This is a genomic window from Pseudarthrobacter sp. NPDC092202 (genome assembly GCF_044755505.1).
Lineage (GTDB): Bacteria > Actinomycetota > Actinomycetes > Actinomycetales > Micrococcaceae > Arthrobacter.
Genome location: NZ_JBIVRG010000003.1, coordinates 272,465 through 297,814, shown reverse-complemented (window position 1 = coordinate 297,814; position 25,350 = coordinate 272,465). Strand labels below are relative to the sequence as shown.

Sequence of the window (25,350 nt, the reverse complement as noted above, 5' to 3'; positions counted from 1 at the left end):
CGGATGGGTTTAGTGACAAAAGAATTTGCTAAGCGAGTTTCGCATCCGCCGCTGCAGCTCCGGCACTGAATGACAAATACCGTGCATCGCGCAGGCCCACCAGTTTCCCCAGCGCCTCCACCGCCGGCATGTCCGCGGAGCCCATGTCCGTGGACAGCCACCGCATGAGGAGAGCGGGGTCCGTACTGGCGCGAACGGCCGCCCGCAGTGCCAGGTCCAGCCGGTCCCGTAGGAGCTGTATGGCCATGTTTCCGGAGCGGCTGAGCAGGGGAGCGCGGTACGCTTCCAGCGCCGCAGCCGCCTTGCCCTCGCGCAGCAGCCGCAGCACCTGGCCCGCGTCCGACCGCCCGGCGAGCCCCTCACCCAGCCGGTAAGGGTTGGACGCAATGGCATCCCCCAGCAGGGACCGGACCCGGAACATTTCGGTGCGGATGGACGCCGCGATGCCCGCATCACCGTGGAGCTCATAGGCCAGTTCCTCGGCACTCCAGCCCTGGCTCCGTGAATCCAGCAGCGCCAGGATCTCCGCCCGGCGCAGGGTCAGCGGCACGCGGCTGCCGTCCCGGAAGACCGCGGCCGGCTGGTCGCCGAGCAGCTCAAGCGACTTGGCGGCCGCCGTTGGCCGTGCAGCAGATCCGGTCCGGGAGGACTGCCGGGAAACAGGAACGGGGGAAGGGGCACCCAGGGGCGTGCCGGCGTCGGACATTCTCAGGAGCGCCTCCGCCATGCTCACGGCGCACCGCACCATGCGCAGTGTGTCCGCGGTGAGGGACTCCAGCGGCCCTGACACGTCCAGCACGCCCAGCAACGCGCCCGTCAGGGGATCCCTGATGGGTGCCGCGGTGCAGGCCCATTCGTGGTGGGTGCGGACCAGGTGCTCGGCGGAGAACAGCTGCACCGGGCGGCCGGTGACCAGCGCCTCGCTGATGGCGTTGGTGCCGATTCCGGCCTCGGACCAGTCCGCGCCCTCGGAGAACTCCAGCCGGTCCGCCCGCCGGAGCACTTGGGCGCTGCCCACGCGCCACAGGATTTCGCCGCCGGCGTCCGTCAGCACCAGCAGGTGCCGTCCGTCGCTGGAGTCGTCGGCCAGCAGCTCACTGAGCGCCGGCATGACCTGCTGCAGCCGGTGCTCGCGCCGCAGTTCCAGCACCTCGGACGCCTCGTGCAGATGGCGGGGGCTGTGCTGGTCCGGGCTGATGCCCAGCGCCATGGAGCGGCGCCAGGAGCTGGCCAGCCCTTCCGGGATTTCGGGCCGCGGAACGCCGGAGATCACCTGTTCATGGGCACGGCGCAGCAGCCGCGAATACGCCGCCGGGTCCGAGAACTTCAGGCCGTGGTCCATGGCTCCCTTCCACCGCCGTCGCCTTTGTCCGGCGGTGCTGAATGCAACGCTGCTGTAACCCTCTCTGCGTTTCACTGGGGTGACGCAGCTCACGCCCGCCCAGCATACCGCAGGGGGCAGGACGGAAACGGGGCCCACTAAACACGGACCATCACACAAAGGAGTGGACATGACCGAATCACCAACGGCCGCCGCGCAGGCCTGGCTCAAACGCCTGGATGACGCGCTGCAGCGGCGCGACGTGGACGCGGCGCTGGAGCTTTTCGGGGATGACAGTTACTGGCGGGACTTCGTGGCCTTCACCTGGAACCTCAAGACGCTCGAAGGCAAGGCGGACATCCGCCGGATGCTGGAGGCCACGCTGGACCGGGTGCAGCCTGACAACTGGGCCCTGGCCGAGGACGCCACGGGCGGCGGCGCCGGCGGCGAAAGCACAGTGGAAGCCTGGATCACTTTCGAAACCTGTGCTGCCCGGGGCTACGGCCACCTCCGGCTGCGGGACGGCAAGTGCTGGACGCTGCTCACCACCATGCAGGAACTCAAGGGCTTCGAAGAGAAGAAGGGCCCCCGCCGCGACCAGGGCGTGGCGCACGAGATCGTCCGGGGACGCCGGTCCTGGCTGGAGCTGAAGGAAGAGCAGGAAGCGAAGCTCGGCTATGAGGAGCAGCCGTACTGCGTGATCATCGGCGGCGGGCAGGGCGGCATCGGCCTCGCGGCGCGGCTGCGGCGGCTGGGCGTGCCCACCATCATCATCGAAAAGAACCAGAAGCCCGGGGACTCCTGGCGGAACCGCTACAAGTCCCTGCACCTGCACGATCCGGTCTGGTACGACCACCTGCCCTACCTGCAGTTCCCGGACGACTGGCCCGTCTTCGCCGCCAAGGACAAGATCGGCGACTGGCTGGAGCACTACACCCGCATCATGGAGCTGAACTACTGGTCCGGCACCGAGTGCGTGGGGGCAACGTTCGACGACGGTGCGCAGGAATGGGTGGTCAGCGTCCTTCGCGACGGCGAACCTGTGTCCCTCCGGCCCAAACAGCTGGTGTTTGCCCTGGGCGTCTCCGGCTACCCCAACATCCCCACGTTCGACGGCGCCGAGAGCTTCCTGGGCGAGCAGCGGCACTCCTCGCAGCACCCGGGCGGCGGGGACTGGACCGGCAAGAAAGCCGTGGTGATCGGTTCCAACAACTCGGCGCACGATATCTGCGCAGACCTCTGGGAGCATGGCGCCGATGTGACTATGGTCCAGCGGTCCTCCACGCACATTGCCCGGAGCGAATCCCTGATGGACCTGGCGCTGGGCGGGCTGTACTCGGAGAAGGCGCTGGCGAACGGGGTGACCACCGAGAAGGCCGACCTGCTGTTCGCCTCGCTGCCCATGCGGATCCTGCCGGAAACCCAGGTGCCGGTGTACCAGCAGATGGCCGAGCGGGACGCCGAGTTCTACTCGCAGCTGGAGGCCGCGGGCTTCGATTTGGACTTCGGCGTGGACGGCTCCGGGCTCTTCGTGAAGTACCTGCGGCGCGGCTCCGGCTATTACATTGACGTGGGCGCGTCCCAGCTGATCATCGACGGGCGGGTGAAGCTGAAGTCCGGGCAGGTCTCCAAGATCACCGGAAACGCCGTGGTCATGGCAGACGGCACGGAGCTGGAAGCGGACCTTATTGTCTACGCCACCGGTTACGGGTCCATGAACGGCTGGCTGGCGGACCTGGTATCGCCCGAAGTGGCGGACCAGGTGGGCAAGTGCTGGGGATACGGCTCAGACACGCCAAAAGACCCTGGTCCGTGGGAGGGGGAGCTGCGCAATATGTGGAAACCAACCAACGTCCCCAACCTCTGGATCCACGGCGGCAACCTGCACCAGAGCCGGCACTACTCCTCCTACCTGGCGCTCCAGCTCAAGGCCCGGATGGAAAGGCTGGAGACGCCGGTCTACGAACTGCAGCCCAGCCACCACACCCGCTGAAAGGTAGAGCCCATCATGAAGGCAGCACGATTCCACGCCCGCAAGGACATCCGCATCGAGGACATCCCGGAGCCGGAACTCCGGGCCGGGGCGGTGAAGATCGACGTCGCGTGGTGCGGCATCTGCGGCACCGACCTCCACGAATACCTGGAGGGCCCCATCTTCTGCCCGGCACCGGGGCATCCGCACCCGCTCTCCCACGAGGAATCCCCGGTGACCCTGGGGCACGAATTCTCCGGGACGGTCTCTGACGTGGGCGAAGGGGTGACGGGCCTGGCGAAGGGGGACAACGTCGTCGTCGAACCCTATTTTGTGGACGGCGACTGCGACATGTGCCAGGCGGGCAGTTACCACCTGTGCCGGCAGATGGGGTTCATCGGACTCTCCGGCGGCGGGGGAGGGCTGAGCGAGAAGATCGTGGTGGATGCGCGGTGGGTGCACCCCATCGGCGATATTCCCCTGGATGAGGCGGCGCTGATCGAGCCGCTGTCCGTGGCCCACCACGCCGTTGCCCGCAGCGGCGTGAAGGCTGGCGACACGGCCCTGGTGGGCGGTTCCGGGCCCATCGGGCTGCTGACCGCGGCCGTGCTGAAGGGCATGGGCGTCACCACGATCATCAGCGAACTCACCCAGGCCCGGAAGGAGAAGGCCACCTCCAGCGGCGTGGCGGATCATGTGCTGGACCCGAGTCAGGAGGACGTCCCGACGCGGGTGCGGGAACTTACCGGCGGGACCGGCGCGGACGTCGCCTTCGAGTGCGCTGGCGTGAACGCGGTGCTGGACACCATGCTCGACGCCGTCCGGCCAGGGGGAGTGGTGGTCAACGTGTCCATCTGGGGCGCGCCGGCCACGCTGGACATGCAGAAGCTGGTGCTCAAGGAGATCGACCTGCGCGGCACCATCGCCTACGTCCGCGACCACCCCGCCGTGATCAGGATGGTGCAGGAGGGCAAGGTGGACCTCAAGCCGTTCATCACCGGGAGGATCGCGCTCGATGACCTGGTGGAGCAGGGGTTCGACACCCTGATCAACCACAAGGACACCGCCGTCAAAATCCTGGTGCATCCGTAGCGGCCCAGGGCGGGGAGGCGGGCGTGGCGGTCACGGCCGCCTCCCCGCCGGGTCCCTAGGATTGCAGACCATGGCGTACACACCGGCAGGCAGCTTCACCACCCGGCCCACCCTCCAGGGCACGTTCGGCATGACGGCCTCCACCCACTGGCTGGCCACGGCCTCGGCGCAGGCGGTGCTGGAGCGCGGCGGGAACGCGTTCGACGCCGCCGCCGCGGGTGCGTTTGTCCTCCACGTGGTGGAACCCCACCTGAACGGCCCGGGCGGGGACTTGACGGGCGTGTTCACCACCGCCGGTAATCCCTCCGAACCCGTTGTGCTGATGGGTCAGGGACCCGCACCCGCCGCGGCAACCCGCGAGCACTACCTGGCCGAAGGGCTGGAGTTGGTGCCCGGGGCCGGTGCGGTCGCCGCCGCCGTGCCCGCCGCCGTCGACGCCTGGCTACTGTTCCTCCGAGACCACGGCACCTGGGAGCTGGCGGAGGTGCTCTCCTTCGCCATCGGCTACGCCCGCCACGGGCACCCCGTCCTGGACCGCGTGGGCAGCACCATCGCCTCGGTTGCGGCGCTCTTCACAGAGCACTGGCCGACGTCGGCCGCCCTCTGGATGCCGGACGGGAAAGTTCCCGCAGGCGGAGACATCGTTAAGAACGTGGCGTACGCGGACGTGCTTGAGCGGCTTATTGCCGCCGGCACGGGTGTGGCGGACGACGGCGGCACGGCGGCGCGGCGGTCAGCGCGGATCGACGCCGCGCGGCGGGAGTGGCGCGAGGGTTTCGTCGCCAAGGCGGCGGTCGCGTTCCTGGCCACACCGCACCGCCACTCGTCCGGCACGGACCATGCCGGCGTAATGACCAAAGCGGACTTCGCCGAATTCTCAGCCGGGTACGAGCCCGCCGCCACCCTGGAGTTCCGCGGCCACACCATTGCCAAGACCGGTCCCTGGGGGCAGGGGCCGGCGCTGCTGCAGACGCTCGCGATCCTGGACGGGTTCGACGACGAGTACCTGGACCCGTCCACCGCCCTCGGCGCGCACACCATCCTGGAGGCGCAGAAGCTGGCCATCGCGGACCGCGAGGCCTACTACGGGGATACCGCGGTGCCACTGGACTACCTGCTGAGCGCGGAGTACGCGGCGGAGCGCCGGCAGCTGATCGGGGAGCAGGCCTCACACGCATTCCGGCCCGGCGAGGTCCCCGGCCACAAACCCTTCCTGCCTCCGCTGCGCACGGAGTACCTCCCGCCGTCGCTCGCTGCCCGCGGGGAAGGCGCCTTTGCGGGCGTGGGCGAGCCGACGGTGGCCCCCACCGGGGAAACCCGCGGCGACACCTGCCACATCGACGTGGTGGACCAGTGGGGAAACATGGTCTCAGCCACCCCGTCCGGCGGCTGGCTGCAGTCCTCCCCGGCCATCCCCGAACTTGGGTTCTGCCTGGGATCACGGCTGCAGATGACCTGGCTGGAGGACGGCGCCCCGTCCACCCTGGCCCCCGGCAAGCGGCCGCGCACCACGCTGACGCCCACGCTGGTGCTCAGGGACGGCAAGGCGGTGGCGGCCCTCGGGTCACCGGGCGGCGACCAGCAGGACCAGTGGCAGCTGCTGTACCTGCTCCGCACGATTGTGGGCGGCTATGATCCGCAGCAGGCCATCGATGCCCCCGCTTTCCACACCACGTCCATCCCCGGCTCCTTCTGGCCGCGCACCTGGACGCCCGGCGGCGCGGTTGTGGAAGACAGGCTCGGGGACGGGGTCATCGCCGGACTCGAGGCGCGGGGCCACGTTGTAACCCGGGCGGGGGACTGGAGCCTCGGACGCCTGTCGGCTGTGGTTCGCTGTCCAGAGACTGGCGTCCTGAAGGCTGCGGCCAACCCGCGGGGCGGGCAGGGCTACGCGGCCGGGCGGTAAGTGTTGGGGCAGTAGGCACGTTCGGCGGCGTGGCTTACCGGACGTCGATCACGCCCATCATGCCCAGGTCCTCATGGTCCAGGATGTGGCAGTGGTACACGGAACGGCCGGTGAAACCGGTAAAACTCACCCGGACTTTCACCTGCCCGTTCGCGGGGATGTTGACCACATCCCGCCAGATGACCGCGTCCTGGGCGGTCCCGGATTCCTCGATGACCTGCATGGGCCAGACATGAAGGTGGAAGGGATGGTCCATGGGGCTGGGGTTGAGCAGTGTCCACTCTTCCACCGTCCCCGCGGCCACAACAGTGTCCGTCCGGTCCGGATCGAAGGTCCGCCCGTTGATGGTGAACGCCATCATTCCCATGCCCATCCCCCTACCCGTGCCCGTGGCAAGGGTCAGCTGCCGGCGGGCTGCCACCACCGCGGTCCGCAGGTCCTCCGGTGCCGGCCGGGCGGGCAGGGGCGGCGGAGCTGGCTGCTCGGTGGCAGCGGCTCCGGACACCGAGAACGTGGCCAGCACCAGGTCCCCGGTGCCTCCGGCATCGCCCCTGCGGGCTGCCGGTCCCATCATGCCTGCCATGCTTCCCCGGTTGTAGTAGCTGGACCTGAGGGCGGACACTCCCTCGCCGGCCGTGACCAGGACGTCGGCGCGGTTGCCCGGCGCCAGCAGCAGTTCCTCCACCTTCTGCGGTGCGGGGAGACTTGCCAGGCCAATGCCCAGCAGTTCCCACTGCTGCCCCTCCAGCCGCAGCCGCAGATAGCGGGCAATGCAGGTGTTCACGATCCGCCACCGCTCCCGCTCGCCGGGCAGGGCGGAGAGCTCCGGGTTGCTGTGGCCGTTCACCAGGACCAGCTGGCCTTCGCGCCCGAGCATCCGGTCCATCGGTGTGGCCTCCGCCAGGGCGCCTGTTCCGTCCAGGGTGATGTCCGAAACCACCAGGATGCGTTCCCGGCTGACAGCTGGCGCGTCCTCTTCTTCGACGATGATGGCGCCGAAGAGGCCGCCGGAAACCTGGTCTGCCACCATGCCGTGATGGTGGGGGTGGTACCAGTACGTTCCGGGCGGATGGTCCGCGGGGAGCCGGTACTCATAGCTGAACGACTGGCCCGGCCGGACCGTCACAAAAACGTTGTCGCCATTGCCCTGGGGCGACACATGGAGGCCGTGGACGTGCAAGTTGGTGGGGACCCCCAGGTTGTTGACCAGCTCGATCTGGAGTGTGTCTCCGCCCCGCACCCGCAGTGTGGGGCCGGGGACGCCTCCGTTGTAGCCCAGGATGGAGGCCTGCAGGCCGCCGAGCGGCACCGACACCGGGGAGGCCTCCAGCCGGACCTTGAGTTGTCTGTCAGCGCTGCGCAGCTCCTCCGGTTCGGTGAACCCACCGCCGGCTTCAGGGGAGAAGCTGGACGTGGCCGTCCACCAGAGCCCGGCTCCGCCAGCAACGGTGGCCGCCGCGCCAAGACCTCCCAGCAGCAGCGCCCGCCGCCGGCTTATGGCACGCATCAGTGGTCCTCGCCGAGGACCCTCAGCCGCTCGCGGTATTCCTCCTCCGCGATTTCGCCCCGGGCAAAGCGTTCGTCGAGGATCTGCTGCGCCCGCGTCCGGCCGGCATCAGGTCCCGGCAGACCCCGCCATTCCGGATGACGTTCAGGTGTCCTTCCGGGGCCAGACAACCGCACGGCCACCAGCACCAGCAACGCGATCCCAACGAGCAGGAGGAAGCCCCAGAGCCACATCATCCAGCCCATGTTCGTGCCGTAACCCCACATCATGACCAGAACCCTTTCGCCCAGAGACCACTGATAGGGCGATACTCCGCCGGTTACCCGCCGGCCGCCAGAGTCCGAAGTCCTTTGGCCTGGTTACCGGTCACCGCGGAGGTCGTCCAAGATCTCCTCCGTGCTGGATTCTAGGGTGACCCGGGGCATGGTGCTGAAATTGTCCGCTCTCCCCGCCCGGCCTCTTTCCGCCTGCTCCCAGTGCCGCTGCAGCAACTCGGCCAGCCGTACAGGCTCCATCCGGTGAGGTGGATCGAAGTGGTGGCGCCTGGGGAACACTTCAAGATGGAAGTCCGGGAAGAAAACCCGCGCCAGCCGGCCGGCAATCTCGCCGTAGTCATCCGGGTTACTCAGGCCGCCGAGGGCAAAGAACACGGGCGGGCGGAACGCGGCCAGGCGCGCACGGTCCAGGTCATAGCTCCTGAAGGTGCGCAGGAATGCTTTGATTCCCGCCGGCCGCTTTGCCATCCACGGCGGCGGGGGACCCGGCGGTGGTGGTGGCAGGACGACGTCGGACTTGACTCCCAGCCTCATAAAGGCGGGAAGGAGCTGATCCGGCGGAAGGGCCTCCAGTTCCCCGAATTTCTTCCAGACCGCGGCGTGGGCGGGGCTCCAGTCCCAGCTCCCGGCCCAGGCCGGCTCAAGCAGGGCAAGGCTCAGCAGCCGTTCGGGGTGCTTCGCGGCGAAGGCCAGCGCCGCGGCCCCGCCCCCGGAGTAGCCGGCAAGGTGGAAGGTCTCCCACCCGAGGGCATCGGCGTCGCGGAGCGCGCCGTCGATCTCTGTATCAAGGCTCCAGCCGGGCGGCGGCTCACTGTCCGCGTAAATCTCCAAGTCCTTGGCCACGGCCTGGACATCCGGCCCCAAGGCTTCAATCAGCGCGCCGTACGCTTCCTGCGCAGGGAGGACAGCGCCAGGGAGGAGGATGGCCCGAATCGGTTCCATGGAAAGAACCCTACGCCGCGGCCGGACGTTGGCAAGGGCCACCAGGCTCAGCGTCCCGCGACATGCTCCGCGACGTACCTTGCGTCATCGCCCACCAACGCCAGCGTGGCTGAGAGGTGCCTGGTGAGCCATGGCAGTCCGACGGCGTACAGGCCGGGAACGTCTGTGACGCCGCGGGTGTGCCGCGGATAGTTCCATTCATCCAGCACCGGCATGTCCAGCAGGCTGAAGTCCAGCCCGTACCCGGTGGCCCAGATGACGGAGGTTATGTTTTCCGCGGCCAGGTCCAGCCGTGCGCCGGACTCCCCGGGCAGCCAAGTGTCGTCGGGGCGCGCTTCGGCCGGCGGCGCATCTATGCCCGCTGCCTCGATGTAGGCGTCCGCCATCAGTTTCAGGCGCTGGCTGAACCCGGCCTCAACCATGGCGAGGCGTCCGGGGAGGTCGTCGCTGAAGACGAGGACGCCGTTGTCCGTTCCTTCAAGGTGGCCGTGCAGCCGCACCCCGCGGCGGCCGAGTTCCCGCAGGTGGATACTGTGTCCGCCGTCGTTGCCGGAGAGGAGCGGATTGCACATGAACCGGGCTGCGGGGGTGGGGAGCTGCGCCGTCTGGAGTCCGTTGATGCCGTACTCAGGGCCGTGCATGTTGACCTGCAGGATCCAGTGGAAGATGTCCCGGCCGCGGTAGCGGCGCGGCGCCTCCGGGCAGGCGGACACGGACAAGTGGACCACGCGGCCGGCGTCCAGCAGGTCCTCCGTGATCTGGCCCCCGGACTGGCCGGTGCCCACCACCAGCACGGCGCCGTCCGGGAGCTGGCGGGGGCTGCGGTAGTGGTGGCTGTGCAGTTGCAGGACGTTCCCGGGGAATCCGGCCGACGACGGCGGGACGCGGGTGCGCTGGAACGCGCCGTTCGCCAGAACCACGTTCGCCGCGGCGAACGTTCCGCCGGAGGTTTCCACGCGGAAGCGGCCATCTGCCGCCGCGATGCGGGTGGCTTCCGTTCCCATCTGTACCGGGGCGGCGATCCGGGTTGCGTAATCGCGGAAAAGGTCGATGACGGGGTCGCGGGGGAGGAACGCGTGCGGATCGGGGCCGTCGTACGTCAGGTCCGGCAGGAGGAATGAGAAGTTGGGCGTGTTCAAGTGGAACGAATGCCACCGGTCCTGCCATGCGCCGCCCAGGGTATCCCGCGCCTCCAACAGCAGGTGCTCCACCCCGCCCTGGGCGAGCCAGTAACTTGCGGCCAGCCCCGCCTGCCCGGCGCCGATCACCAGGGTGTTGACCTCCTGCGGAGCAGTCTTGCCTGTGGGTGCGGGCATCTCCATGATTCTTCTCCCGCGGCTCGGGGCGGAGTTGGACCTGCTGGCAGGATATGCCTGCCGCGGGCCTGCGTACAGGGGGCGACAGCGGTGCCCGGCCCGGGGTGCCTGGGCCCGGCCTCGGGGCCTAAAAGTGGCACTGGTAATTGCTGTCCGCAATCTCCTGTAGAGTAGATCCTGTTGTTGTGTTTATGCAGTTCGTAGTTCAGGCAGTACGCACGGTCGAAAGCCCGTGTTCTTCTGAAGCAGCGGTTTTGAGCACCCCAAACAGGAGGACCCGAAAGTCGGGACAGTTCCTCCACCTTCACGAAGGACAAAAATAATGGCTACTGGTACCGTCAAATGGTTTAACGCTGAAAAGGGCTTCGGCTTCATTTCCCCCGATGACTCCTCACAGGACGTCTTCGCACACTACTCTGCGATCGCCTCCTCCGGCTTCCGCTCACTCGAAGAGAACCAGAAGGTCTCCTTCGAAACCGAGCAGGGCCCCAAGGGTCCCCAGGCCGTAAACATCCAGTCCCTCTAATTTCTTAGAGAAACTGGGGCCTTAGGGTTTCAAAGTTTGAAAGCATGGCCGGTCACTGACCGGCCATGCTTTTGTTTAACCCGTTTGTGCCAGCAAGCTCCTCAACGCGACGGCGGCGGTACCGCGAGTGAACATTTGTGCAGCGGCCATGAACCGCCGGCTAGGCCCGGGGTCACTCAGTAATTCAGTGCGCGGCGGGCAAGTAGCTACTGACCAGTAACAATGCGTGGTGAGCGTGCCAGGCGGTCCAGGTCCCGCCGTCGTGCGGTCTGCTCCCGCAGCTGCGCACATTCGTGCACGTCACGCCGCTGCCGCACCGATCATGCCTAGCATGAAACCCGGCCGATTACCCGGCTCCCGGCCCTGGCCGCACCTGCTGACACAAAACAAAGAGGTTTCCATGTCGCTGCTCACCAGAACCCTGTCCATCGCCGCCTCCGCGCTCCTGGCCGGATCCCTCGCCGTGGCACCCGCCCAGGCGGACGTCGTCGAAATTTCCCCTCCCGGCGCCAATGACTGGTCCTGCACGCCCACCGCCGAGCACCCCTACCCGGTGGTCCTGGTGCCCGGGACCTTCGAGAGCATGGTGAAGAACTGGTCCACCCTCTCGCCCTACCTCAAGAGCCAGGGCTACTGCGTGTTTGCCCTGAACTACGGCGAGACAAACGGCGTCTACGCCACGGCCCCTGTGGCGGACTCCGCCCAGGAACTCGCCCCGTTCGTCGACGCAGTACTGGCTGCCACCGGCGCCAGGAAGGTGAACCTGGTGGGCCACAGCCAGGGCGGCATGATGCCCCGCTACTACATGGGCTTCCTGGGCGGTGCTAAGAACGTCAACCAGCTCATCGGGATCGCGCCCTCAAACCACGGCACCGAGGGCGTGATCATCCCGCCGCCGGAGCTCCTGGGCGATCCGGACTTCGCCGCCCTCGGCTGTGCCGCCTGCGCAGATCAGCAGGCCGGCTCGCCGTTCATGCAGGAGCTTAACTCCATTGGTGACACCGTGGCCGGGCCGTCCTACACCGTCATCTCCACGGTCTACGACGAGGTTGTGATTCCCTACAACAGCCAGTTCCTCGCGGGTCCGGCCCGGCAGGTCACCAACATCACCGTCCAGGACAAGTGCCCGCTGGACGTCTTCGAGCACGACCAAACGCCCAATGATCCCGTGGTCCACCAGATCGTGGCCCACGCGCTGGGCAGGAGCTCGGGACCTGCGGACCCGGCCTACCAGCCCCGCTGCATCTAGCAGACGGCCGGATCCGGCCTCTTTGTTACTCGTCCGGGCTGGGGCTGCGGACGTCCTTCTGGCCGATATCGGCTGCACCCAGGGCCTCCGCCGCCGGGCTGTGGACGGAGGCGTGCTCACGGACCCGGATTTCCGGGTGGTGCAGGTCCAGTGCCGGCCGCTCCGAACGGATCCGGGGCAGGGAGGTGAAGTTGTGCCGCGGCGGCGGGCAGGACGTGGCCCACTCCAGCGAGGCGCCGAAGCCCCACGGATCATCCACGGTGACCTTCTTCCCGGTCCGCCAGGTGATGTAGACGTTCCAGAAGAACGGGAGCAGGGACGCGCCCAGGAGGAAGGACGAAATGGTGGAGAACTGGTTCATCCAGGTGAAGTTGTCTTCCACCAGGTAGTCGGCGTAGCGGCGGGGCATGCCCATGACGCCCAGCCAGTGCTGGATCAGGAAGGTGCCGTGGAAGCCCAGGAACAGCATCCAGAAGTGGATCTTTCCGAGGCGTTCGTTGAGCATGGTGCCGGTGAATTTGGGCCACCAGAAGTAGAACCCGGCGAACATGGCGAACACCACGGTACCGAACACCACGTAGTGGAAGTGGGCCACCACGAAGTAGGTGTCCGACACATGGAAGTCCAGCGGCGGCGAGGCCAGGATGATGCCGGTAAGCCCGCCGAACAGGAACGTGACCAGGAAGCCGATGCTCCAGAGCATGGGCGTTTCGAAGGTCAGCGAGCCTCCCCACATGGTGCCGATCCAGTTGAAGAACTTCACGCCGGTGGGCACTGCAATCAGCATGGTCATGAACGCGAAGAACGGCAGCAGCACCGAGCCGGTGACGTACATGTGGTGCGCCCAGACGGTCATGGACAGTGCGGCAATGGCAATGGTTGCGTACACCAGGCCCTTGTAGCCGAAGATCGGCTTGCGGCTGAACACCGGGAAGATCTCCGAGACGATGCCGAAGAACGGCAGCGCGATGATGTACACCTCGGGGTGGCCGAAGAACCAGAACAGGTGCTGCCAGAGGACTGCGCCGCCGTTCTCGGGGTCGTAGATGTGGGCACCGAAACGGCGGTCGGCACCGAGGGCGAACAGGGCCGCGGCCAGCGGCGGGAAGGCCATGATCACCAGGATCGAGGTGACCAGGGTGTTCCACGTGAAGATCGGCATCCGCCACATGGTCAGACCCGGGGCGCGCATGCAGATAATGGTGGTGATGAAGTTGACGGCACCCAGGATGGTTCCGAAGCCCGAGAGCGCCAGGCCGAACACCCAGAGGTCACCGCCGATTCCGGGGCTGAAGGTGGTATCCGAGAGCGGCGCGTAGGCGAACCAGCCGAAGGACGCGGCGCCCTGGGGCGTGATGAAGCCGGACAGCGCAATGGTGGAGCCGAAGAGGAAGAACCAGAAAGCCAGCGCATTGAGCCGCGGGAAGGCCACGTCCGGAGCACCGATCTGCAGCGGCATGATGAAGTTGGCGAACCCGGCGAACAGCGGGGTGGCGAACATCAGCAGCATGGCGATGCCGTGCATGGTGAACAGCTGGTTGTACTGCTCCTTGGTCTGCAGGATCTGCATGCCGGGTTCGAACAATTCGGCCCGGATGAGCAGGGCCATCACGCCTGCCAGGCAGAAGAAGGCAAACGACGTTATCAGGTACATATACCCGATGGTTTTGTGGTCGGTGGTGGTGATCCAGTTGACCACCAGGCTGCCTTTGCGGCGCCGCGTGACAGCCGGCGCGGCGGTAGCGGCAAGTCCTTCAGCTGAATGTTCTGTAGTGGCCATCTTCCACCTCACCGAATCTTCCGTATGGCGCGGCAGGTCCTTTCGTGGGCCTTACTTTGAAGGCTACTCAGGATCATGGCCCCCGGGAAGGGGATCTTTCAGCCGCTGAGTCCCATTGCTTCCCGCACGGTCCTGCTCTTGCTTAACGCGGCAGCGCCAGTGGCAACGGGCCCACCCGGTGACGCTCGGCCAGGAACGCCGCCAACGCGGGATTGTCGATCTCCCTCGCCAGCCAGTGAACTGCCTGGGCTGCAGCGTCGTCACCGAGGACAGCACGGTGGGACTGCCCCCGCACCACGAATTCCCGCATCCCGCTCCGGCTCGCCAGCTCTATCAGCTGCTCCACGAAGGCGGCGGCACGGGGAGACCGGCCGGCAATGGAAACTTCCGCCGCCGTATCCAGCAGCCGGGCGGAATACCAGAGGTACCACGGTGTGGGTTCGAGGCCCCGGTCTATCCAGTGCTCTGCAGCTGCCAGATCGCCGTGCACCACGAAGAGCCGCGCCTCGGCCCCGGCGGCCAGGGCCATGTAGCAGTGGTCGCCGGCAAGCTCGGCCATCACCCATGACCGGTCAATCAGGGCTGCAGCCTCCTCCAGCCGGCCGGCAGCAAGGTACGTCTCTCCCCGGACGCCGGCAACAAACGGTTCAAACGCCGTCCAGTGTTCCTCCGCAATCCAAGCCTGCGCCCGGTCCAGCGAGTCAGCCGCCTGCTCCAGTTCCCCGCGGAGCAGCCGGACCCTGCCCAGCAGTGCCTCGCTGAAGGCCTGCTGCCGGCGGTTCCGTACGGCCTTCGCCAGTCTTCCGGACTCCGTCAGCACCCTCACGGCGGCCTCGTAGCGTGCAGTGTCCGAGGCCAGCATGCCCTGTATGGCCAGGATTCTCGCCTGTTCATCGGGGAAACCCCTGGCCGCCAGCATTGGCCGGTCCAGCCACCCGGCAGCCCTGTCCGGCACGCCTCGCTGGACGGACAGATAGCCCAGCTCGCGGTACGCGGCAGCGGCAGTGCGGGAGGCGCCGTCGGGCCCTTCCGCCTGGAGCGCACGGTGCAGGAAGTCCGCCACCTCGGCGCCGCGGCCGCCCGCCTGGTGGATCAGGGCGCCGGACAGGGTGACCAGGGAGTCGGCAATCAGGTGAGCGCCGCCAATGCGCTGCGCCAGCACCACCGCGAGCCGCAACTGGTCCAGCCCCCGGTCCACCGCACCCGCCCACAATGACGCGCCGCCGGCGTCGAGGTAGGAACGGACTGTCGCCGCGGTGGCCGGCATTCCAGGGTCCGTCTCCGGCGCAGCAGCGGACAGCGCACGCCGAATCTCCGCGGGCAGCGGCAAGCCCAGCTCCTGCCGGTAGAGGGCGCCGCACGCGGTGACGTGCCTGCGGGCCCGGCGGTGCTCACCCAAAGCCACCAGCGCCTTGACCAGGACGGCGTTAGAGTCCGCATGGAAGGGATCCCGGTGCAGGGCCAGCGTGGCCAGTTCAGCGGCCTCGCCGGGAGCATCCGACGCCAAGGCGGCCAGCGCGGCCTCGTACAGCAGGGACTGGACCGCGTTATCAAGCCGGAAGCGCTGATCCGCCAGCCAGGAATCGAAGACGGGACAGTCGGCAAAGGACAATCCCTCCAGCAGTTGGCCGGTAAAGCCACGGGGGTCCAGGCCGGGCTTGGCAGCCGAGCCCACCACTTCGAGTACGTCGCAGCGCCATTGCGGCTGGAGCACCAGCCGCAATGGATCGCCGGCCACTGTGACGCCTTCGAGGCTCCGCCGCAGCTCGGACAGGTTCCAGCGCAGGGCACCGAGCGGGTCGGCGGCATCCGGAAACAACAGCGACGCCGTGCGGTACCGGCCGGTGCCCTCGGCCTGCAGCGCAAGGTATGCCAACACCGCCCAGGCCTTGCGGCCTCTGGGCTGCGGGGGAGTTGCGTCGGGGGATTCGACCGCGGGCGGACCAAGGAGCCGAATCAAATTCTCGGCCATACGGCCCATGGTACGCCGCCGGAACAACGGCGTCTGCGGCCTTCACACGCTTGCTCACACGCGGCCCGAGCACCCTGAAATCACCCAATCCGCACACCATCACAAGAGGTGCAAAATCATGGAACTGCTCGGTATCCTGCTCTTTGGACTCTGGGTTCTTATTGTCACTGTCTGCGTTGTCCTGACCGACGGCCGGGGCCACACGCCCGAGATCCGCTCCACGGACCCGTGGTCGGCAGGCAATCTTCCCAGTGAGCCATACGCTTCGCTGCGCATGTAGGTTCCGCCGTCCCAGCCATCCGGACGAACGACGGCGGAGGGCCGGCTTGTGTGCCGGCCCTCACCATTGGCGGTCCTGGTCCGCTTGCACGGTGCTGGCCGGCACCGTTCATGCGGGCCGAGGCCGCCTTTGTGTGAGCCGCCCCTGTGGGAGTCCGCCCCGCAGCGGGCTGCCGGCGTGGGGGTCTAACCCAGGCCCATCGCTTCCCGCACTTCATCCAGGATGTGGTGCATCGCCGACTCCGCAACCGCCGTATCTCCGCGCGCCACCGCTGCTGCCACGTCCTGGTGCGCCTGCAATGCCTCGTCCCGGGGCTTAAACGGCATGAGCCCCTGCTGCGTCCGGCTGGTCAGCACTTCCGCCACCATACCCTCCAGGGCCCGGAACATCTCGTTCCCGCAGCTTCGCAGGAGCAGCTGGTGGAACTCGATGTCCGCGGACAGGAACCCCTGCAGATCGCCGTCCTCGCCCAGCCGCCGGAGTTCGGCCCCCAGGGCAACCAGCTGCGCGCGTTCGGCAGCACTGGCACGCCGGGCGGCGCCGGCGGCGGCAATGGGTTCGACGGCGATGCGCAGCTCGGTGAGGCTGGTGTACTGGAGCTCGCGCCGGTCTGAGGCCAGCCGCCAGCGCACCAGCTTCGGATCGAAAACGTTCCACAGCGACCGGTCCTGCACCACAATGCCCACGCGCCGCCGCGAATAGACCAGGTTCATGGACTCCAGGACCTTCATGGTGTCCCTGGCTACGGTGCGGGATATCCCGTATTCCTGCTGCAGGCCCTCAAGTGTGAGCCGGCTGCCCGGCGGAAGCTTGCCGGAAGCGATGGCAACGCCGACCACCTCCAGGACGCGCTCGTGCATCGCGGGGGAGGCCCCGCCGTCGTGCGCTTCATCCGCGCCCTCATCTGTCGCCGTCGACATGCTGTCCGCCTCTCCTGCGCCGCAGCGCGCTCCCAGAATACCGGGAAAATGAGCAAAGGTATGACCTGTAACACGAAAAGATAGTATCTTTTGGCACAAAAGGTGATACCTTATGGCGTAGCCCACTTCTTCACGGGCTAGCAGTGAGCTTCTTCGAAAGCCAAAGACGTCTTTACCGGAGGTATGACATGCAGTATCCCCCCACGCATCTTGTGGTCATGGGCGTTGCCGGGTCCGGCAAGACCACCCTGGCGGCGGCCCTGTCCTCGCAGCTGGGCTGGGCCTGCGCCGAAGCGGACGAGTTCCACCCAGAAGCCAACATCACCAAAATGACGCAGGGCATCCCGCTCCAGGACGAGGACCGCTGGCCCTGGCTGCAGGAAATCCGCAGCTGGATGACAGCGCAGGCGCAGGCCGGCTGCAGCACGGTCCTGACCTGTTCCGCCCTCAAAAAGAGCTACCGCCAGCTCCTCTCCGAAGCGGAAGGCCGCGTCGTCTTCCTCCACCTCGACGGCGGCGCGGACCTGATCAGCCAGCGCATGCAGGGCCGGGAAGGCCACTTCATGCCGCCCACCCTGCTGCCCAGCCAGCTGGCCACCCTCGAGCCGCTCAGCCAGGAAGAGCTCGACGCCGGCAGCCTCCGCCTGGACATCTCGCAGTCACCTGAACGGCTGGTTGCCGCCGTCGTGAAGGCTTTGCAGCTTCCCGCCGGAGAGGCGCCCTGCGCGCCCTGACTTTCCCCAAAACCCCAATAAATACTGTTTCAAAGGAGAACCATGACCATCGAAGGATGGACCCAAACGCTGGGCGCAGGACCCCTGCTGCTCATCGCGGGAGCCGCGATCCTCGTCCTGCTGTTCCTGATCATCAAGCTGCGCATGCACGCCCTGATCGCCCTGATCCTCATCAGCCTCGCCACCGCCTTCGCCACCGGCATCCCCGCCAACCAGGTGGTCCCGGTGCTGATCAACGGCTTTGGCACCACCCTCGGCACGGTGGCCCTCCTGGTCGGGCTGGGCGCCATGCTCGGCCGCATCGTGGAAACCAGCGGCGGCGCCAAGGTGCTGGCCGACTACCTCATCGGTGTCTTTGGTGAGAAGCGCGCCCCCTTCGCGCTGGGCCTGGCCTCCCTGATCTTCGGCTTCCCCATCTTCTTCGACGCCGGCCTGGTAGTCATGCTGCCCGTCGTCTTCGCCGTGGCCCACCGCCTGGGCGGGGGCGTGCTCCGCTACGGCCTGCCCGCCGCCGGTGCATTCTCCGTGATGCACATCTTCCTGCCGCCGCACCCGGGCCCGGTCTCCGCGTCCGCGTTCTTTGACGCCAACATCGGCCTGGTCACCATCGCCGGCCTGCTTGTCGCCATCCCCACCTGGTACGTCACCGCCTACCTCTTCGGCCTCTACACCGGCAAGAAGCTGGTCCTTCCCGTGCCGGAAATCCTGGGCCACGCCTCCGCGGAAGCGGAATCACACCCGCCGCGCTTCCGCACCGTGGTGGGCCTGCTGCTCCTGCCGCTTGTCCTGATCTTCATGAACACCGGGCTGAACACGCTGGCCTCCTCCGGCGTGCTCGCCGAAGGCGTCAAGGACGAGCAGTGGTACCAGGTCCTGCGCACCCTCGGTGAGACCCCGGTGGCGCTGCTGATCTCGGTGCTGGTGGCACTGTTCGTGCTCGGCACCAAGCGCGGCAAGGACGCCGGGGCCCTCGAGAAGCTCCTGGAATCCTCGCTGGGCCCGGTCTGCTCCGTCATCCTGATCACCGGCGCCGGCGGCATGTTCGGCGGCGTCCTGCGCACCTCGGGCATCGGCCAGGCACTCGCTGACGTCCTGGGCGACCTGGGCATCCCGCTGATCCTGGCCGGCTTCCTGATCTCCAGCATCCTGCGCATCGCCCAGGGCTCCGCCACCGTGGCATTGACCACCACCGCGGGCCTGATCGCCCCGGCTGTGGCCCTGGCCGGACTCAACGGCATGCAGGTGGCCGCCATGGTGATCGCCGTGGCCGCCGGCTCCGTGGTGGTCTCCCACGTGAACGACTCCGGCTTCTGGCTGGTGGGCCGCTTCTTCGGCATGGACGTCAAGACCACGCTGAAGACCTGGACCGTCATGGAAACCCTCATTGGCGTGATGGGCTTCGCCATTGCCGCCGTGATCTTCCTGGTGGCCGGGGTGGCGGGCTAGCATCCTTCCCAGCCACGGCTGACTGGACAACAGCGGCGGGGCGGGCAGCAGAAATGCTGGCCGCCCCGCCGTCGTCGTACCCGGAGTCTTTATCCCAGCCGCCCAGGGCAGGCCGGGGGTCTAGGTGCGGGCGTCGATGTCCTTCTGGACCACCGCCGAGAGTGTCCGGAGCACCTGCTGGTCGGAAGGGGAGAAAGTCCTGGGCTCCTGGTCGATGACGCAGAGCGTCCCGATGTTCCAGCCCCTGGGCCCGTGGAGGGGATAGCCGGCATAAAAACGGATGTAGGGCTCGCCGGTGACCAGCGGATTAGAGGCGAAGCGGTCGTCGGCAAGGGTGTCGTTGATGACCAGCATCGCGTTCTGCTCCACCGTTTCCGTGCAGAGGGCGATGATGCGGGGCGTCTCCTCGCGCAGCGGCCCGACGGCGGACTTGAAGAACTGGGCATCCTCGGCGATCAGGGACAGGGACGCCGCCCCCACGCCGAAGAATTTCCAGGCGGCGGCAACAACGCGGTCGTACGTGTCCTCCGGGCCGGTGAACAGAAGGTCCGTCTCATGCAGTGATTTAAGGCGTTCCGCCTCCGCCCGTTCCGGGGAAAGCAGGGATTTGCCTGCGGCACCGAGGGCGGCCAGCGCGTCTTCTTTGTCGGGTTTGCCTGCCGGGGGACGTCCTTGCCCGCCCCGCTCCGGGTTCATGCCCCGCTGCTCCACGGGCCGGGACGGGTGTTCTGCGTTCTGGTCCTTGACGGCATCTGGCCCGCGTTCGATCGCGGGCAGCCTCAGGGCCTCATGAAGATAGGCGTCCAGCTCAAACGCCGAGCAGGGGGACCTGCCGAAGTAGGACGGCCAAAGCTTCTGGGGATCCAGCCCGATCGTGGCAGCAAGTTCGAGCCGCCGCTTCACCTCTTTGTCGATTGCGTCCACCTCCCCTGAGACGCGTTTGCTGGGTCCGCGCACTCTGTAGTTGCAAAAGCCATGTTAATAAGCTTACTTAGTAATTCAGTCCCCGGCTACCTGGGATGGTTCGGCGCAGTTCCGGGAACAGTGGGGCGTGCTGGCTGGGCTGGGGTGGGGGCTATTTTCCGGCGGTACGGGTTTTGCTTTTGGGCTCTTTCGGCGGCAGGCCGGCCACGTGCTCATACGCTTTATGGATCCATGCTTTCGCGCGGGCGTCGTCGCCGTCGCCTTCCTCGTTCCAGATTTCGGGCAGGCCGGTGTACTCGCGCATCGGCCTCTCCGCCGGGCCGAACGGGACGGTCCGTTCGCCGCTCTCGAGCTGCTCTTTGTCCTCCGGGGAGAGCCGGATGCCGATGGTGTGGCCGAAAAGCCCTGCGAACATATTGCCGTTGACGAACGCCCCCAGGTTGCCGAACATCGGTTTCACCGACACCACCGGGGTGTCCGGGACCAGGGACCGGAAACGCTCCTTGGCCTCGTCCGGCGCTTTGGGCATCTCCATGGCTTCCCCCTGGGATCGGACCGCTGGGCGCGGTGCCTGCTGGTCTGTGCAGGATATGCCCAGCGCGGTGCGCCGGGGAACACCCTGCCGCCCGCCGTCGTTGTGCCGGGTAGGCGGCGCGCCCAAGCCGGGCGCCGGACGTTCCCCAACCAAAGGACACCCCTTGACCCCTCGCACCATCGTGATCACTGGCGCCAGCGACGGCATCGGCGCAGCAGCCGCGCGTACCCTGGCCAAGGCAGGTGACCAGGTGGTCGTCGTCGGCCGCTCCGAGGAAAAGACGCGGGCCATCGCCAAGGACCTGGACGCGGACTATTTTGTCAGCGACTTTTCCGAGCTCGCCCAGGTCCGCACCCTGGCCGCGCAGCTGGAGTCCGACTACCCGCGCATCGACGTCCTGGCCAACAACGCCGGCGGCATCATGGGCAAGCGCACTCTCACCGTGGACGGCAATGAGTCGACGTTCCAGATCAACCACCTGGCGCCGTTCCTGCTCACCACGCTGCTGATGGAGACGCTCGTTGCCAGCAATGCCAAGGTGATCAACACCTCCAGCGGCGCCAACAGCTTCGGCAAGCTGGACCTGTTCGACCTCAATTCCGAGCAGGGCTACTCCACCAACCGCGCCTATGGCACTGGGAAGCTGGCCAACATCCTCTTCACCTCCGAACTGCACCGCCGCTTTGGCGAACAGGGAATTACGACGGCGGCGTTCCACCCCGGCGTTGTGCGCACCAACTTCGCGGCGGACTCCACCAGCCCGTTCCGGCACGCCTACAAGACCCTGCTGAACCGCTTCATGCTGACCCCGGACCAGGGTGCCGATACCCTGCTGTGGCTGGTCAACGGGACTGCGGGCAAGGACTGGATCTCCGGTGCGTACTACTACAAGCGCGCGCTGGCCAAGGCCAACCCCCAGGCCTACGACGCCGAGTTGGCCCGCCGCCTGTGGGAGCAGAGCGAGGAACTGGTCAAGGCTGCCTGACTTCCGAGGGCGGTGACGCCACGGAGGTGCCGGAAAAAACCTAGTTGGGTCGGGGGCGCGCCTGCTCGACGTCCGCCGCGGCCTCCGACTGGCCACGGGCTGCCAGCCCTGCCACGACGCCGTCCACGTCCGCTGCGGGCCGGTTCTGGCTCAGCTTGGCCTTGGCCTCGATCCGGGTGATCACCAGTTCTACGCCCACGATTGCGCGCAGCTGCCCGGCGATGTAACGCTCCGGTGCGTCGTCCACGCCCCAGGGGTGGTCGAAACCGGACTCGTGCACGCCGGTCAGCCGCCGGACCTGCCGGTCCAGCCAAACAGGATCATCATGGATCACCAGCCGCCCGTACACGTGCGCCGTGGTGTAGTTCCAGGTGGGGACAACGCGCCCGTGCTCGGCCTTGGACGCATACCAGGACGGGGAAATGTAGGCATCCGCACCCTGGATGATGGCCAGAGCCTCCCCGGCGGCGGGCTCGGACCACTGCGTGTTGTTCCGCGCCAGGTGCCCCTGCAGCGCGCCGTACTCGCCGGCGTCGGGATCGTAGACGAACGGCAGGAGCGTGGCCACAAGCCCCTGTGGGGTTGCGGTGACCAGGTTTGCTGCGCCCGGCCTGGTCAGCAGGTGCCGGACTGTTTCGGGGACCGCGGCGAAGTGGGCTGGAATGTACATGGAGCTAGTCCTTTACTGTCTGAAGCGGTGCGGGGTCGAGTTCGGAATACGCTGCCGGGGCGGGCTGGAGCCGCACCCGGACAGCGGCCGCGGCGCACAGGATGACGGCCAGTCCCCCCAGGACCGTGGACCAGGCCAGGGTTTCGCCCAGCAGGAGCGCCGCCCAGCAGATGGTCAGCACGGGCTGGACGAGCTGGATCTGGCTTACCCGGGCGATGGGGCCGATGGCCAGGCCGCGGTACCAGGCGAAGAAGCCCAGGAACATGCTCACCACGGCGAGGTACCCGAATGCTGCCCACTGTGCGGGAGTGGCCGACGGCGGCTGCTGGGCGGCGGAGACGGCGGCCAGGACCAGCATCAACGGTGAGGCGAGAACCAGCGCCCACGAAATGGTCTGCCAGGAGCCCAGCTCACGGGCCAGCAGGCCGCCCTCCGCGTAACCGACCGCGGCGGCCACCACGGAACCGACGAGCAGCAGGTCCGCCCAATGCAGGACTCCAAGGCCGCCGGACTGGACGGAGGCGAAAGCGGTCACCGCAAGGGCGCCCACAGCGGTGACCAGCCAGAAGGCTGCCGGCGGTCGTTCCCGCCCGCGGATCACGGCTGCGGCAGCCGTCGCGGCCGGGAGCAGGGCGATAACCACGGCGCCGTGGCTTGCGGCGGTGCTGGTGAGGGCGAAGGAGGTGAGTAGCGGAAAGCCAATCACGACGCCGGCCGCCACTACCGCAACACGAAACCATTGCGTCCCGCGGGGGAGTGCCTGCCGGGTCAGTGCCAGTGCGGCACCGGCCAGAACAGCCGCGACCACGGCACGGCCCGAACCGATAAACAGCGGCGCCAGGCCGGCGACGGCCACCTTGGTGAAAGGAACGGTGAGCGAAAAGGCCGCAACTCCGAGCAAGCCAAGCCATAGCCCGGCCGGGCTGGAGCGGGATAACACTGTGCGCACAGGTACGGTAGCGCTACTATTGTCTCTCATGAACAACGATAGCAGTTCGCGGATTGTGGTGCACCTGAAATCATGGATGGCCACTGCCGCGCCCGGAGCGAAGCTGCCGTCCACACGTTCCCTGGTGGCCCAATACCAGGCAAGCCCTGTCACGGTGCAGAAGGCCCTCCAGACCCTGACGGCGCAGGGGATGATCGAAAGCCGGCCCGGCGTGGGTACCTTCATGCGGGCGGTCCGGACGGCACGCCCGTCTGATTACGGCTGGCAGACGGCGGCCCTCCGCTCCCCGCTTGCGGCACTGCCGCCGGCCTCATCCACCATGCGGGATGTGCCGCAGGACGCCATCTCCTTCCACTCGGGCTACCCCGCAAGGGAGCTCCTCCCCGAGCGGCTGGTCAGGGCTGCGCTCGGCCGCGCCGCCCGCGGAGACGCTGCACTCTCGCGGCCTCCCGCCGCGGGGATGCCGGAGCTGCAGTCGTGGTTCGCCCACGAGCTCGGCGCGTCCACGCCTGCGGGGACCACCCCGCCCAACCCGAGCGACGTCGTCGTACTTCCCGGCAGCCAGAGCGGTCTGAGCTCTATCTTCAGCGCCCTGGTGGGCAGGGGGCAGCCGCTGCTGATGGAGTCGCCCTCTTACTGGGGCGCCATCCTGGCCGCGGCCCAGGCGGGGGTGCGGGTGGTGCCGGTGCCCGCGGGGCCGGACGGGCCGGACCCGGGCGAGCTGGCCCGCGCCTTCGAGGAATCAGGCGCGAGGGTTTTCTATGCGCAGCCCAACTATGCCAACCCCACGGGCGCGCAGTGGTCAGATGAGACGCGGGAAAAGGTCCTTGACGTGGTCCGTGCCAAGGGCGCGTTCCTTGTGGAGGACGACTGGGCGCACGATTTCGGCATCAGCTCCAACCCCGTGCCGGTCGCCTCCCGTGACGACTCGGGGCACGTCGTCTACCTGCGCTCGCTGACCAAGAGCGTGTCCACGTCCATCCGGGTGGCGGCGCTGATTGCGCGCGGCCCGGCGCGGGAGCGTATCCTCGCCGATCGTGCGGCAGAGTCAATGTATGTCAGCGGGCTGCTGCAGGCGGCAGCGCTCGACGTCGTCACGCAGCCCGGGTGGCAGACGCACCTGCGCAGCCTGCGGCACCAGCTCGAATCCCGCCGCGACCTGCTGGTCACCAGCGTCCGGGAGCACATCCCGCAGGCGCATATTGAACAGGTGCCCAAGGGCGGGCTGAACCTGTGGCTGCGCCTGCCCGACGGGACGGACCTGCAGCGGCTGACCCGGGACTGCGAATCCGCCGGTGTGATCATTGCCCGCGGGGACGAGTGGTTCCCTGCCGAGCCTGCGGGGCCGTTTATCCGGCTCAACTTTTCGGGCACAAATCCGGGCGCCTTCCCCGAAGGCGCCCGGATCATCGGGCAGATGCTGGAGCGGAACCTGGGCTAGGAGTCAGTCGGCCTAGGGAGCAACAAGCGGGCAAATATTCGTCGCCTGGCCGCTGCCCGTGAACATCCCGCCTCGTTCGGAGAAGTCACTGTTAAGGGTCCAGCTGACGGTGCCGCTTGTAACGTAAACGCCTGCATCATGTCCATTTACTTCAGGCACCGTAATGACGTTCCTACCTGTCGCAGTGATGAAAAGTCCATCATCTGATGCGCTCTCGATCCGGTTCGCACCGGTCGCTACATACGTCACCGACTTGCCTGTAGGGCCGGTGACCGTAACCCTCAGGTTGGGGGATGTGGTTATAAACCTGCCCCCAGGCAAACTAATAAATCCACCCTTCCCGGTAGGTGTGAGGGTGACCTCGAAATCGGGGTTTCCCGAACAGACGGCCTCGATGGGCTTGGGATCGACAGGTCCCGGGACGGCGGGAGCTGCAAATGCCGGCTGTGCAGGGGCAACCAAGGCTGCTGCAGCCAGGGCCGCCGGGACCAGTGTGCGCGCAATTGTGGTTTTCATTTGGATCTTCCTTTCAGATGTACTCGGGTTGAGTGGCTCAAGAGTTGCCCCGAGGACTTAACGGAGCCTTAATCCAGCGGCTGACTCTGGAT

General features: G+C 67.3%; 23 protein-coding genes. 10 read left to right on the top strand and 13 right to left on the bottom strand.

Going from position 1 to position 25,350, the window contains the following annotated elements; translation table 11 throughout:
- Positions 1-28: 28 nt before the first annotated feature.
- A complete protein-coding gene (locus ACIQF4_RS07555; RefSeq protein WP_400516714.1) occupies positions 29-1,342 on the bottom strand; it encodes a GAF domain-containing protein in 1,314 nt (437 codons plus the stop codon).
- Positions 1,343-1,511: 169 nt separating this feature from the next.
- Between ACIQF4_RS07555 and ACIQF4_RS07550 the strand changes: the two genes are divergently transcribed.
- From ACIQF4_RS07550 to ACIQF4_RS07540, 3 genes are all read left to right on the top strand, one after another.
- Positions 1,512-3,314 carry an NAD(P)/FAD-dependent oxidoreductase gene (locus ACIQF4_RS07550; RefSeq protein WP_400516713.1) on the top strand — a complete coding sequence of 601 codons (1,803 nt, stop codon included), beginning with the start codon at positions 1,512-1,514 and terminating at the stop codon, positions 3,312-3,314.
- A 15-nt stretch (positions 3,315-3,329) separates the two neighbouring features.
- Positions 3,330-4,385 (top strand): 2,3-butanediol dehydrogenase, encoded by a 1,056-nt coding sequence (locus tag ACIQF4_RS07545; RefSeq protein ID WP_400516712.1) that lies wholly within the window; start codon positions 3,330-3,332, stop codon positions 4,383-4,385.
- A 70-nt stretch (positions 4,386-4,455) separates the two neighbouring features.
- Complete coding sequence (locus ACIQF4_RS07540) at positions 4,456-6,291, top strand: gamma-glutamyltransferase family protein (protein WP_400516711.1); 1,836 nt, start codon at positions 4,456-4,458, stop codon at positions 6,289-6,291.
- Between the two features lie 34 nt (positions 6,292-6,325).
- Here ACIQF4_RS07540 and ACIQF4_RS07535 read toward each other — a convergent pair whose 3' ends face one another.
- The 4 genes from ACIQF4_RS07535 to ACIQF4_RS07520 all read right to left on the bottom strand — a co-directional run bounded on the left by ACIQF4_RS07535 (position 6,326) and on the right by ACIQF4_RS07520 (position 10,337).
- Positions 6,326-7,798: a multicopper oxidase family protein gene (locus tag ACIQF4_RS07535; protein WP_400516710.1), complete on the bottom strand. Its 1,473-nt coding sequence runs from the start codon at positions 7,796-7,798 to the stop codon at positions 6,326-6,328.
- Positions 7,798-8,067 carry an SHOCT domain-containing protein gene (locus ACIQF4_RS07530; RefSeq protein ID WP_400516709.1) on the bottom strand — a complete coding sequence of 90 codons (270 nt, stop codon included), beginning with the start codon at positions 8,065-8,067 and terminating at the stop codon, positions 7,798-7,800. The genes ACIQF4_RS07535 and ACIQF4_RS07530 overlap by 1 nt, the downstream gene beginning before the upstream one ends.
- Before the next feature lie 90 nt (positions 8,068-8,157).
- On the bottom strand, positions 8,158-9,015 hold the full coding sequence (locus ACIQF4_RS07525) for an alpha/beta fold hydrolase (RefSeq protein ID WP_400516708.1): 858 nt from the start codon (positions 9,013-9,015) through the stop codon (positions 8,158-8,160).
- 47 nt (positions 9,016-9,062) lie between these two features.
- Positions 9,063-10,337, bottom strand: coding sequence for a flavin-containing monooxygenase (locus ACIQF4_RS07520; protein ID WP_400516707.1), 1,275 nt, complete (start codon positions 10,335-10,337; stop codon positions 9,063-9,065).
- A gap of 316 nt (positions 10,338-10,653) precedes the next feature.
- Between ACIQF4_RS07520 and ACIQF4_RS07515 the strand changes: the two genes are divergently transcribed.
- Both ACIQF4_RS07515 and ACIQF4_RS07510 read left to right on the top strand, forming a co-directional pair.
- On the top strand, positions 10,654-10,857 hold the full coding sequence (locus ACIQF4_RS07515) for a cold-shock protein (protein ID WP_066274236.1): 204 nt from the start codon (positions 10,654-10,656) through the stop codon (positions 10,855-10,857).
- Between the two features lie 400 nt (positions 10,858-11,257).
- Complete coding sequence (locus ACIQF4_RS07510) at positions 11,258-12,106, top strand: alpha/beta fold hydrolase (RefSeq protein WP_400516705.1); 849 nt, start codon at positions 11,258-11,260, stop codon at positions 12,104-12,106.
- A 25-nt stretch (positions 12,107-12,131) separates the two neighbouring features.
- Here the strand turns inward: ACIQF4_RS07510 and ctaD are convergent, their stop codons facing one another.
- Both ctaD and ACIQF4_RS07500 read right to left on the bottom strand, forming a co-directional pair.
- The gene (gene ctaD / locus ACIQF4_RS07505; RefSeq protein WP_400516704.1) at positions 12,132-13,886 is read right to left on the bottom strand and encodes a cytochrome c oxidase subunit I; all 1,755 of its coding nucleotides are present in this window, start codon (positions 13,884-13,886) and stop codon (positions 12,132-12,134) included.
- A gap of 142 nt (positions 13,887-14,028) precedes the next feature.
- Positions 14,029-15,858 carry an SARP family transcriptional regulator gene (locus ACIQF4_RS07500; protein WP_400516702.1) on the bottom strand — a complete coding sequence of 610 codons (1,830 nt, stop codon included), beginning with the start codon at positions 15,856-15,858 and terminating at the stop codon, positions 14,029-14,031.
- Between the two features lie 118 nt (positions 15,859-15,976).
- On the opposite strand from ACIQF4_RS07500, the gene ACIQF4_RS07495 reads away from it, so the two are divergent.
- Positions 15,977-16,138 (top strand): hypothetical protein, encoded by a 162-nt coding sequence (locus ACIQF4_RS07495; protein ID WP_400516701.1) that lies wholly within the window; start codon positions 15,977-15,979, stop codon positions 16,136-16,138.
- 185 nt (positions 16,139-16,323) lie between these two features.
- Here ACIQF4_RS07495 and ACIQF4_RS07490 read toward each other — a convergent pair whose 3' ends face one another.
- Entirely contained in the window at positions 16,324-17,058 is a 735-nt protein-coding gene (locus tag ACIQF4_RS07490; protein ID WP_400516699.1) for a FadR/GntR family transcriptional regulator, read from the bottom strand.
- Between the two features lie 188 nt (positions 17,059-17,246).
- Here ACIQF4_RS07490 and ACIQF4_RS07485 point away from each other — a divergent pair, with 188 nt between their 5' ends.
- Entirely contained in the window at positions 17,247-17,792 is a 546-nt protein-coding gene (locus ACIQF4_RS07485) for a gluconokinase (protein ID WP_400516698.1), read from the top strand.
- A gap of 42 nt (positions 17,793-17,834) precedes the next feature.
- Entirely contained in the window at positions 17,835-19,238 is a 1,404-nt protein-coding gene (locus ACIQF4_RS07480; protein ID WP_400516697.1) for a GntP family permease, read from the top strand.
- Positions 19,239-19,358: 120 nt separating this feature from the next.
- On the opposite strand, the gene ACIQF4_RS07475 is transcribed toward ACIQF4_RS07480, so the two are convergent.
- Positions 19,359-20,162: a GAF domain-containing protein gene (locus ACIQF4_RS07475; protein WP_400516696.1), complete on the bottom strand. Its 804-nt coding sequence runs from the start codon at positions 20,160-20,162 to the stop codon at positions 19,359-19,361.
- A gap of 151 nt (positions 20,163-20,313) precedes the next feature.
- The gene (locus tag ACIQF4_RS07470) at positions 20,314-20,697 is read right to left on the bottom strand and encodes a TfoX/Sxy family protein (RefSeq protein WP_350004326.1); all 384 of its coding nucleotides are present in this window, start codon (positions 20,695-20,697) and stop codon (positions 20,314-20,316) included.
- 163 nt (positions 20,698-20,860) lie between these two features.
- Between ACIQF4_RS07470 and ACIQF4_RS07465 the strand changes: the two genes are divergently transcribed.
- Positions 20,861-21,682, top strand: coding sequence for an SDR family NAD(P)-dependent oxidoreductase (locus ACIQF4_RS07465; protein ID WP_400516693.1), 822 nt, complete (start codon positions 20,861-20,863; stop codon positions 21,680-21,682).
- Between the two features lie 40 nt (positions 21,683-21,722).
- Here ACIQF4_RS07465 and ACIQF4_RS07460 read toward each other — a convergent pair whose 3' ends face one another.
- Positions 21,723-22,352: an FMN-binding negative transcriptional regulator gene (locus ACIQF4_RS07460; RefSeq protein ID WP_400516692.1), complete on the bottom strand. Its 630-nt coding sequence runs from the start codon at positions 22,350-22,352 to the stop codon at positions 21,723-21,725.
- 4 nt (positions 22,353-22,356) lie between these two features.
- Positions 22,357-23,331, bottom strand: coding sequence for a DMT family transporter (locus ACIQF4_RS07455; RefSeq protein WP_400516691.1), 975 nt, complete (start codon positions 23,329-23,331; stop codon positions 22,357-22,359).
- Here ACIQF4_RS07455 and ACIQF4_RS07450 point away from each other — a divergent pair.
- The gene (locus tag ACIQF4_RS07450; RefSeq protein ID WP_400516689.1) at positions 23,330-24,742 is read left to right on the top strand and encodes a PLP-dependent aminotransferase family protein; all 1,413 of its coding nucleotides are present in this window, start codon (positions 23,330-23,332) and stop codon (positions 24,740-24,742) included. The genes ACIQF4_RS07455 and ACIQF4_RS07450 overlap by 2 nt on opposite strands.
- A gap of 12 nt (positions 24,743-24,754) precedes the next feature.
- On the opposite strand, the gene ACIQF4_RS07445 is transcribed toward ACIQF4_RS07450, so the two are convergent.
- On the bottom strand, positions 24,755-25,258 hold the full coding sequence (locus ACIQF4_RS07445; protein WP_400516688.1) for a hypothetical protein: 504 nt from the start codon (positions 25,256-25,258) through the stop codon (positions 24,755-24,757).
- Positions 25,259-25,350: the final 92 nt, after the last annotated feature.

Excerpts from the sequence above, each read along its gene's own strand:
- ACIQF4_RS07550 (WP_400516713.1), top strand. The coding sequence starts at position 1,512 with ATGACCGAATCACCAACGGCCGCCGCGCAGGCCTGGCTCAAACGCCTG.
- ACIQF4_RS07460 (WP_400516692.1), bottom strand. The coding sequence starts at position 22,352 with ATGTACATTCCAGCCCACTTCGCCGCGGTCCCCGAAACAGTCCGGCAC.
- ACIQF4_RS07520 (WP_400516707.1), bottom strand. The coding sequence starts at position 10,337 with ATGGAGATGCCCGCACCCACAGGCAAGACTGCTCCGCAGGAGGTCAAC.
- ACIQF4_RS07470 (WP_350004326.1), bottom strand. The coding sequence starts at position 20,697 with ATGGAGATGCCCAAAGCGCCGGACGAGGCCAAGGAGCGTTTCCGGTCC.
- ACIQF4_RS07450 (WP_400516689.1), top strand. The coding sequence starts at position 23,330 with ATGAACAACGATAGCAGTTCGCGGATTGTGGTGCACCTGAAATCATGG.
- ACIQF4_RS07485 (WP_400516698.1), top strand. The coding sequence starts at position 17,247 with ATGCAGTATCCCCCCACGCATCTTGTGGTCATGGGCGTTGCCGGGTCC.
- ctaD (WP_400516704.1), bottom strand. The coding sequence starts at position 13,886 with ATGGCCACTACAGAACATTCAGCTGAAGGACTTGCCGCTACCGCCGCG.
- ACIQF4_RS07555 (WP_400516714.1), bottom strand. The coding sequence starts at position 1,342 with ATGGACCACGGCCTGAAGTTCTCGGACCCGGCGGCGTATTCGCGGCTG.
- ACIQF4_RS07545 (WP_400516712.1), top strand. The coding sequence starts at position 3,330 with ATGAAGGCAGCACGATTCCACGCCCGCAAGGACATCCGCATCGAGGAC.
- ACIQF4_RS07535 (WP_400516710.1), bottom strand. The coding sequence starts at position 7,798 with ATGCGTGCCATAAGCCGGCGGCGGGCGCTGCTGCTGGGAGGTCTTGGC.
- ACIQF4_RS07455 (WP_400516691.1), bottom strand. The coding sequence starts at position 23,331 with ATGAGAGACAATAGTAGCGCTACCGTACCTGTGCGCACAGTGTTATCC.
- ACIQF4_RS07480 (WP_400516697.1), top strand. The coding sequence starts at position 17,835 with ATGACCATCGAAGGATGGACCCAAACGCTGGGCGCAGGACCCCTGCTG.
- ACIQF4_RS07500 (WP_400516702.1), bottom strand. The coding sequence starts at position 15,858 with ATGGCCGAGAATTTGATTCGGCTCCTTGGTCCGCCCGCGGTCGAATCC.
- ACIQF4_RS07495 (WP_400516701.1), top strand. The coding sequence starts at position 15,977 with ATGGAACTGCTCGGTATCCTGCTCTTTGGACTCTGGGTTCTTATTGTC.
- ACIQF4_RS07445 (WP_400516688.1), bottom strand. The coding sequence starts at position 25,258 with ATGAAAACCACAATTGCGCGCACACTGGTCCCGGCGGCCCTGGCTGCA.
- ACIQF4_RS07515 (WP_066274236.1), top strand. The coding sequence starts at position 10,654 with ATGGCTACTGGTACCGTCAAATGGTTTAACGCTGAAAAGGGCTTCGGC.
- ACIQF4_RS07525 (WP_400516708.1), bottom strand. The coding sequence starts at position 9,015 with ATGGAACCGATTCGGGCCATCCTCCTCCCTGGCGCTGTCCTCCCTGCG.
- ACIQF4_RS07510 (WP_400516705.1), top strand. The coding sequence starts at position 11,258 with ATGTCGCTGCTCACCAGAACCCTGTCCATCGCCGCCTCCGCGCTCCTG.
- ACIQF4_RS07490 (WP_400516699.1), bottom strand. The coding sequence starts at position 17,058 with ATGTCGACGGCGACAGATGAGGGCGCGGATGAAGCGCACGACGGCGGG.
- ACIQF4_RS07530 (WP_400516709.1), bottom strand. The coding sequence starts at position 8,067 with ATGATGTGGGGTTACGGCACGAACATGGGCTGGATGATGTGGCTCTGG.
- ACIQF4_RS07540 (WP_400516711.1), top strand. The coding sequence starts at position 4,456 with ATGGCGTACACACCGGCAGGCAGCTTCACCACCCGGCCCACCCTCCAG.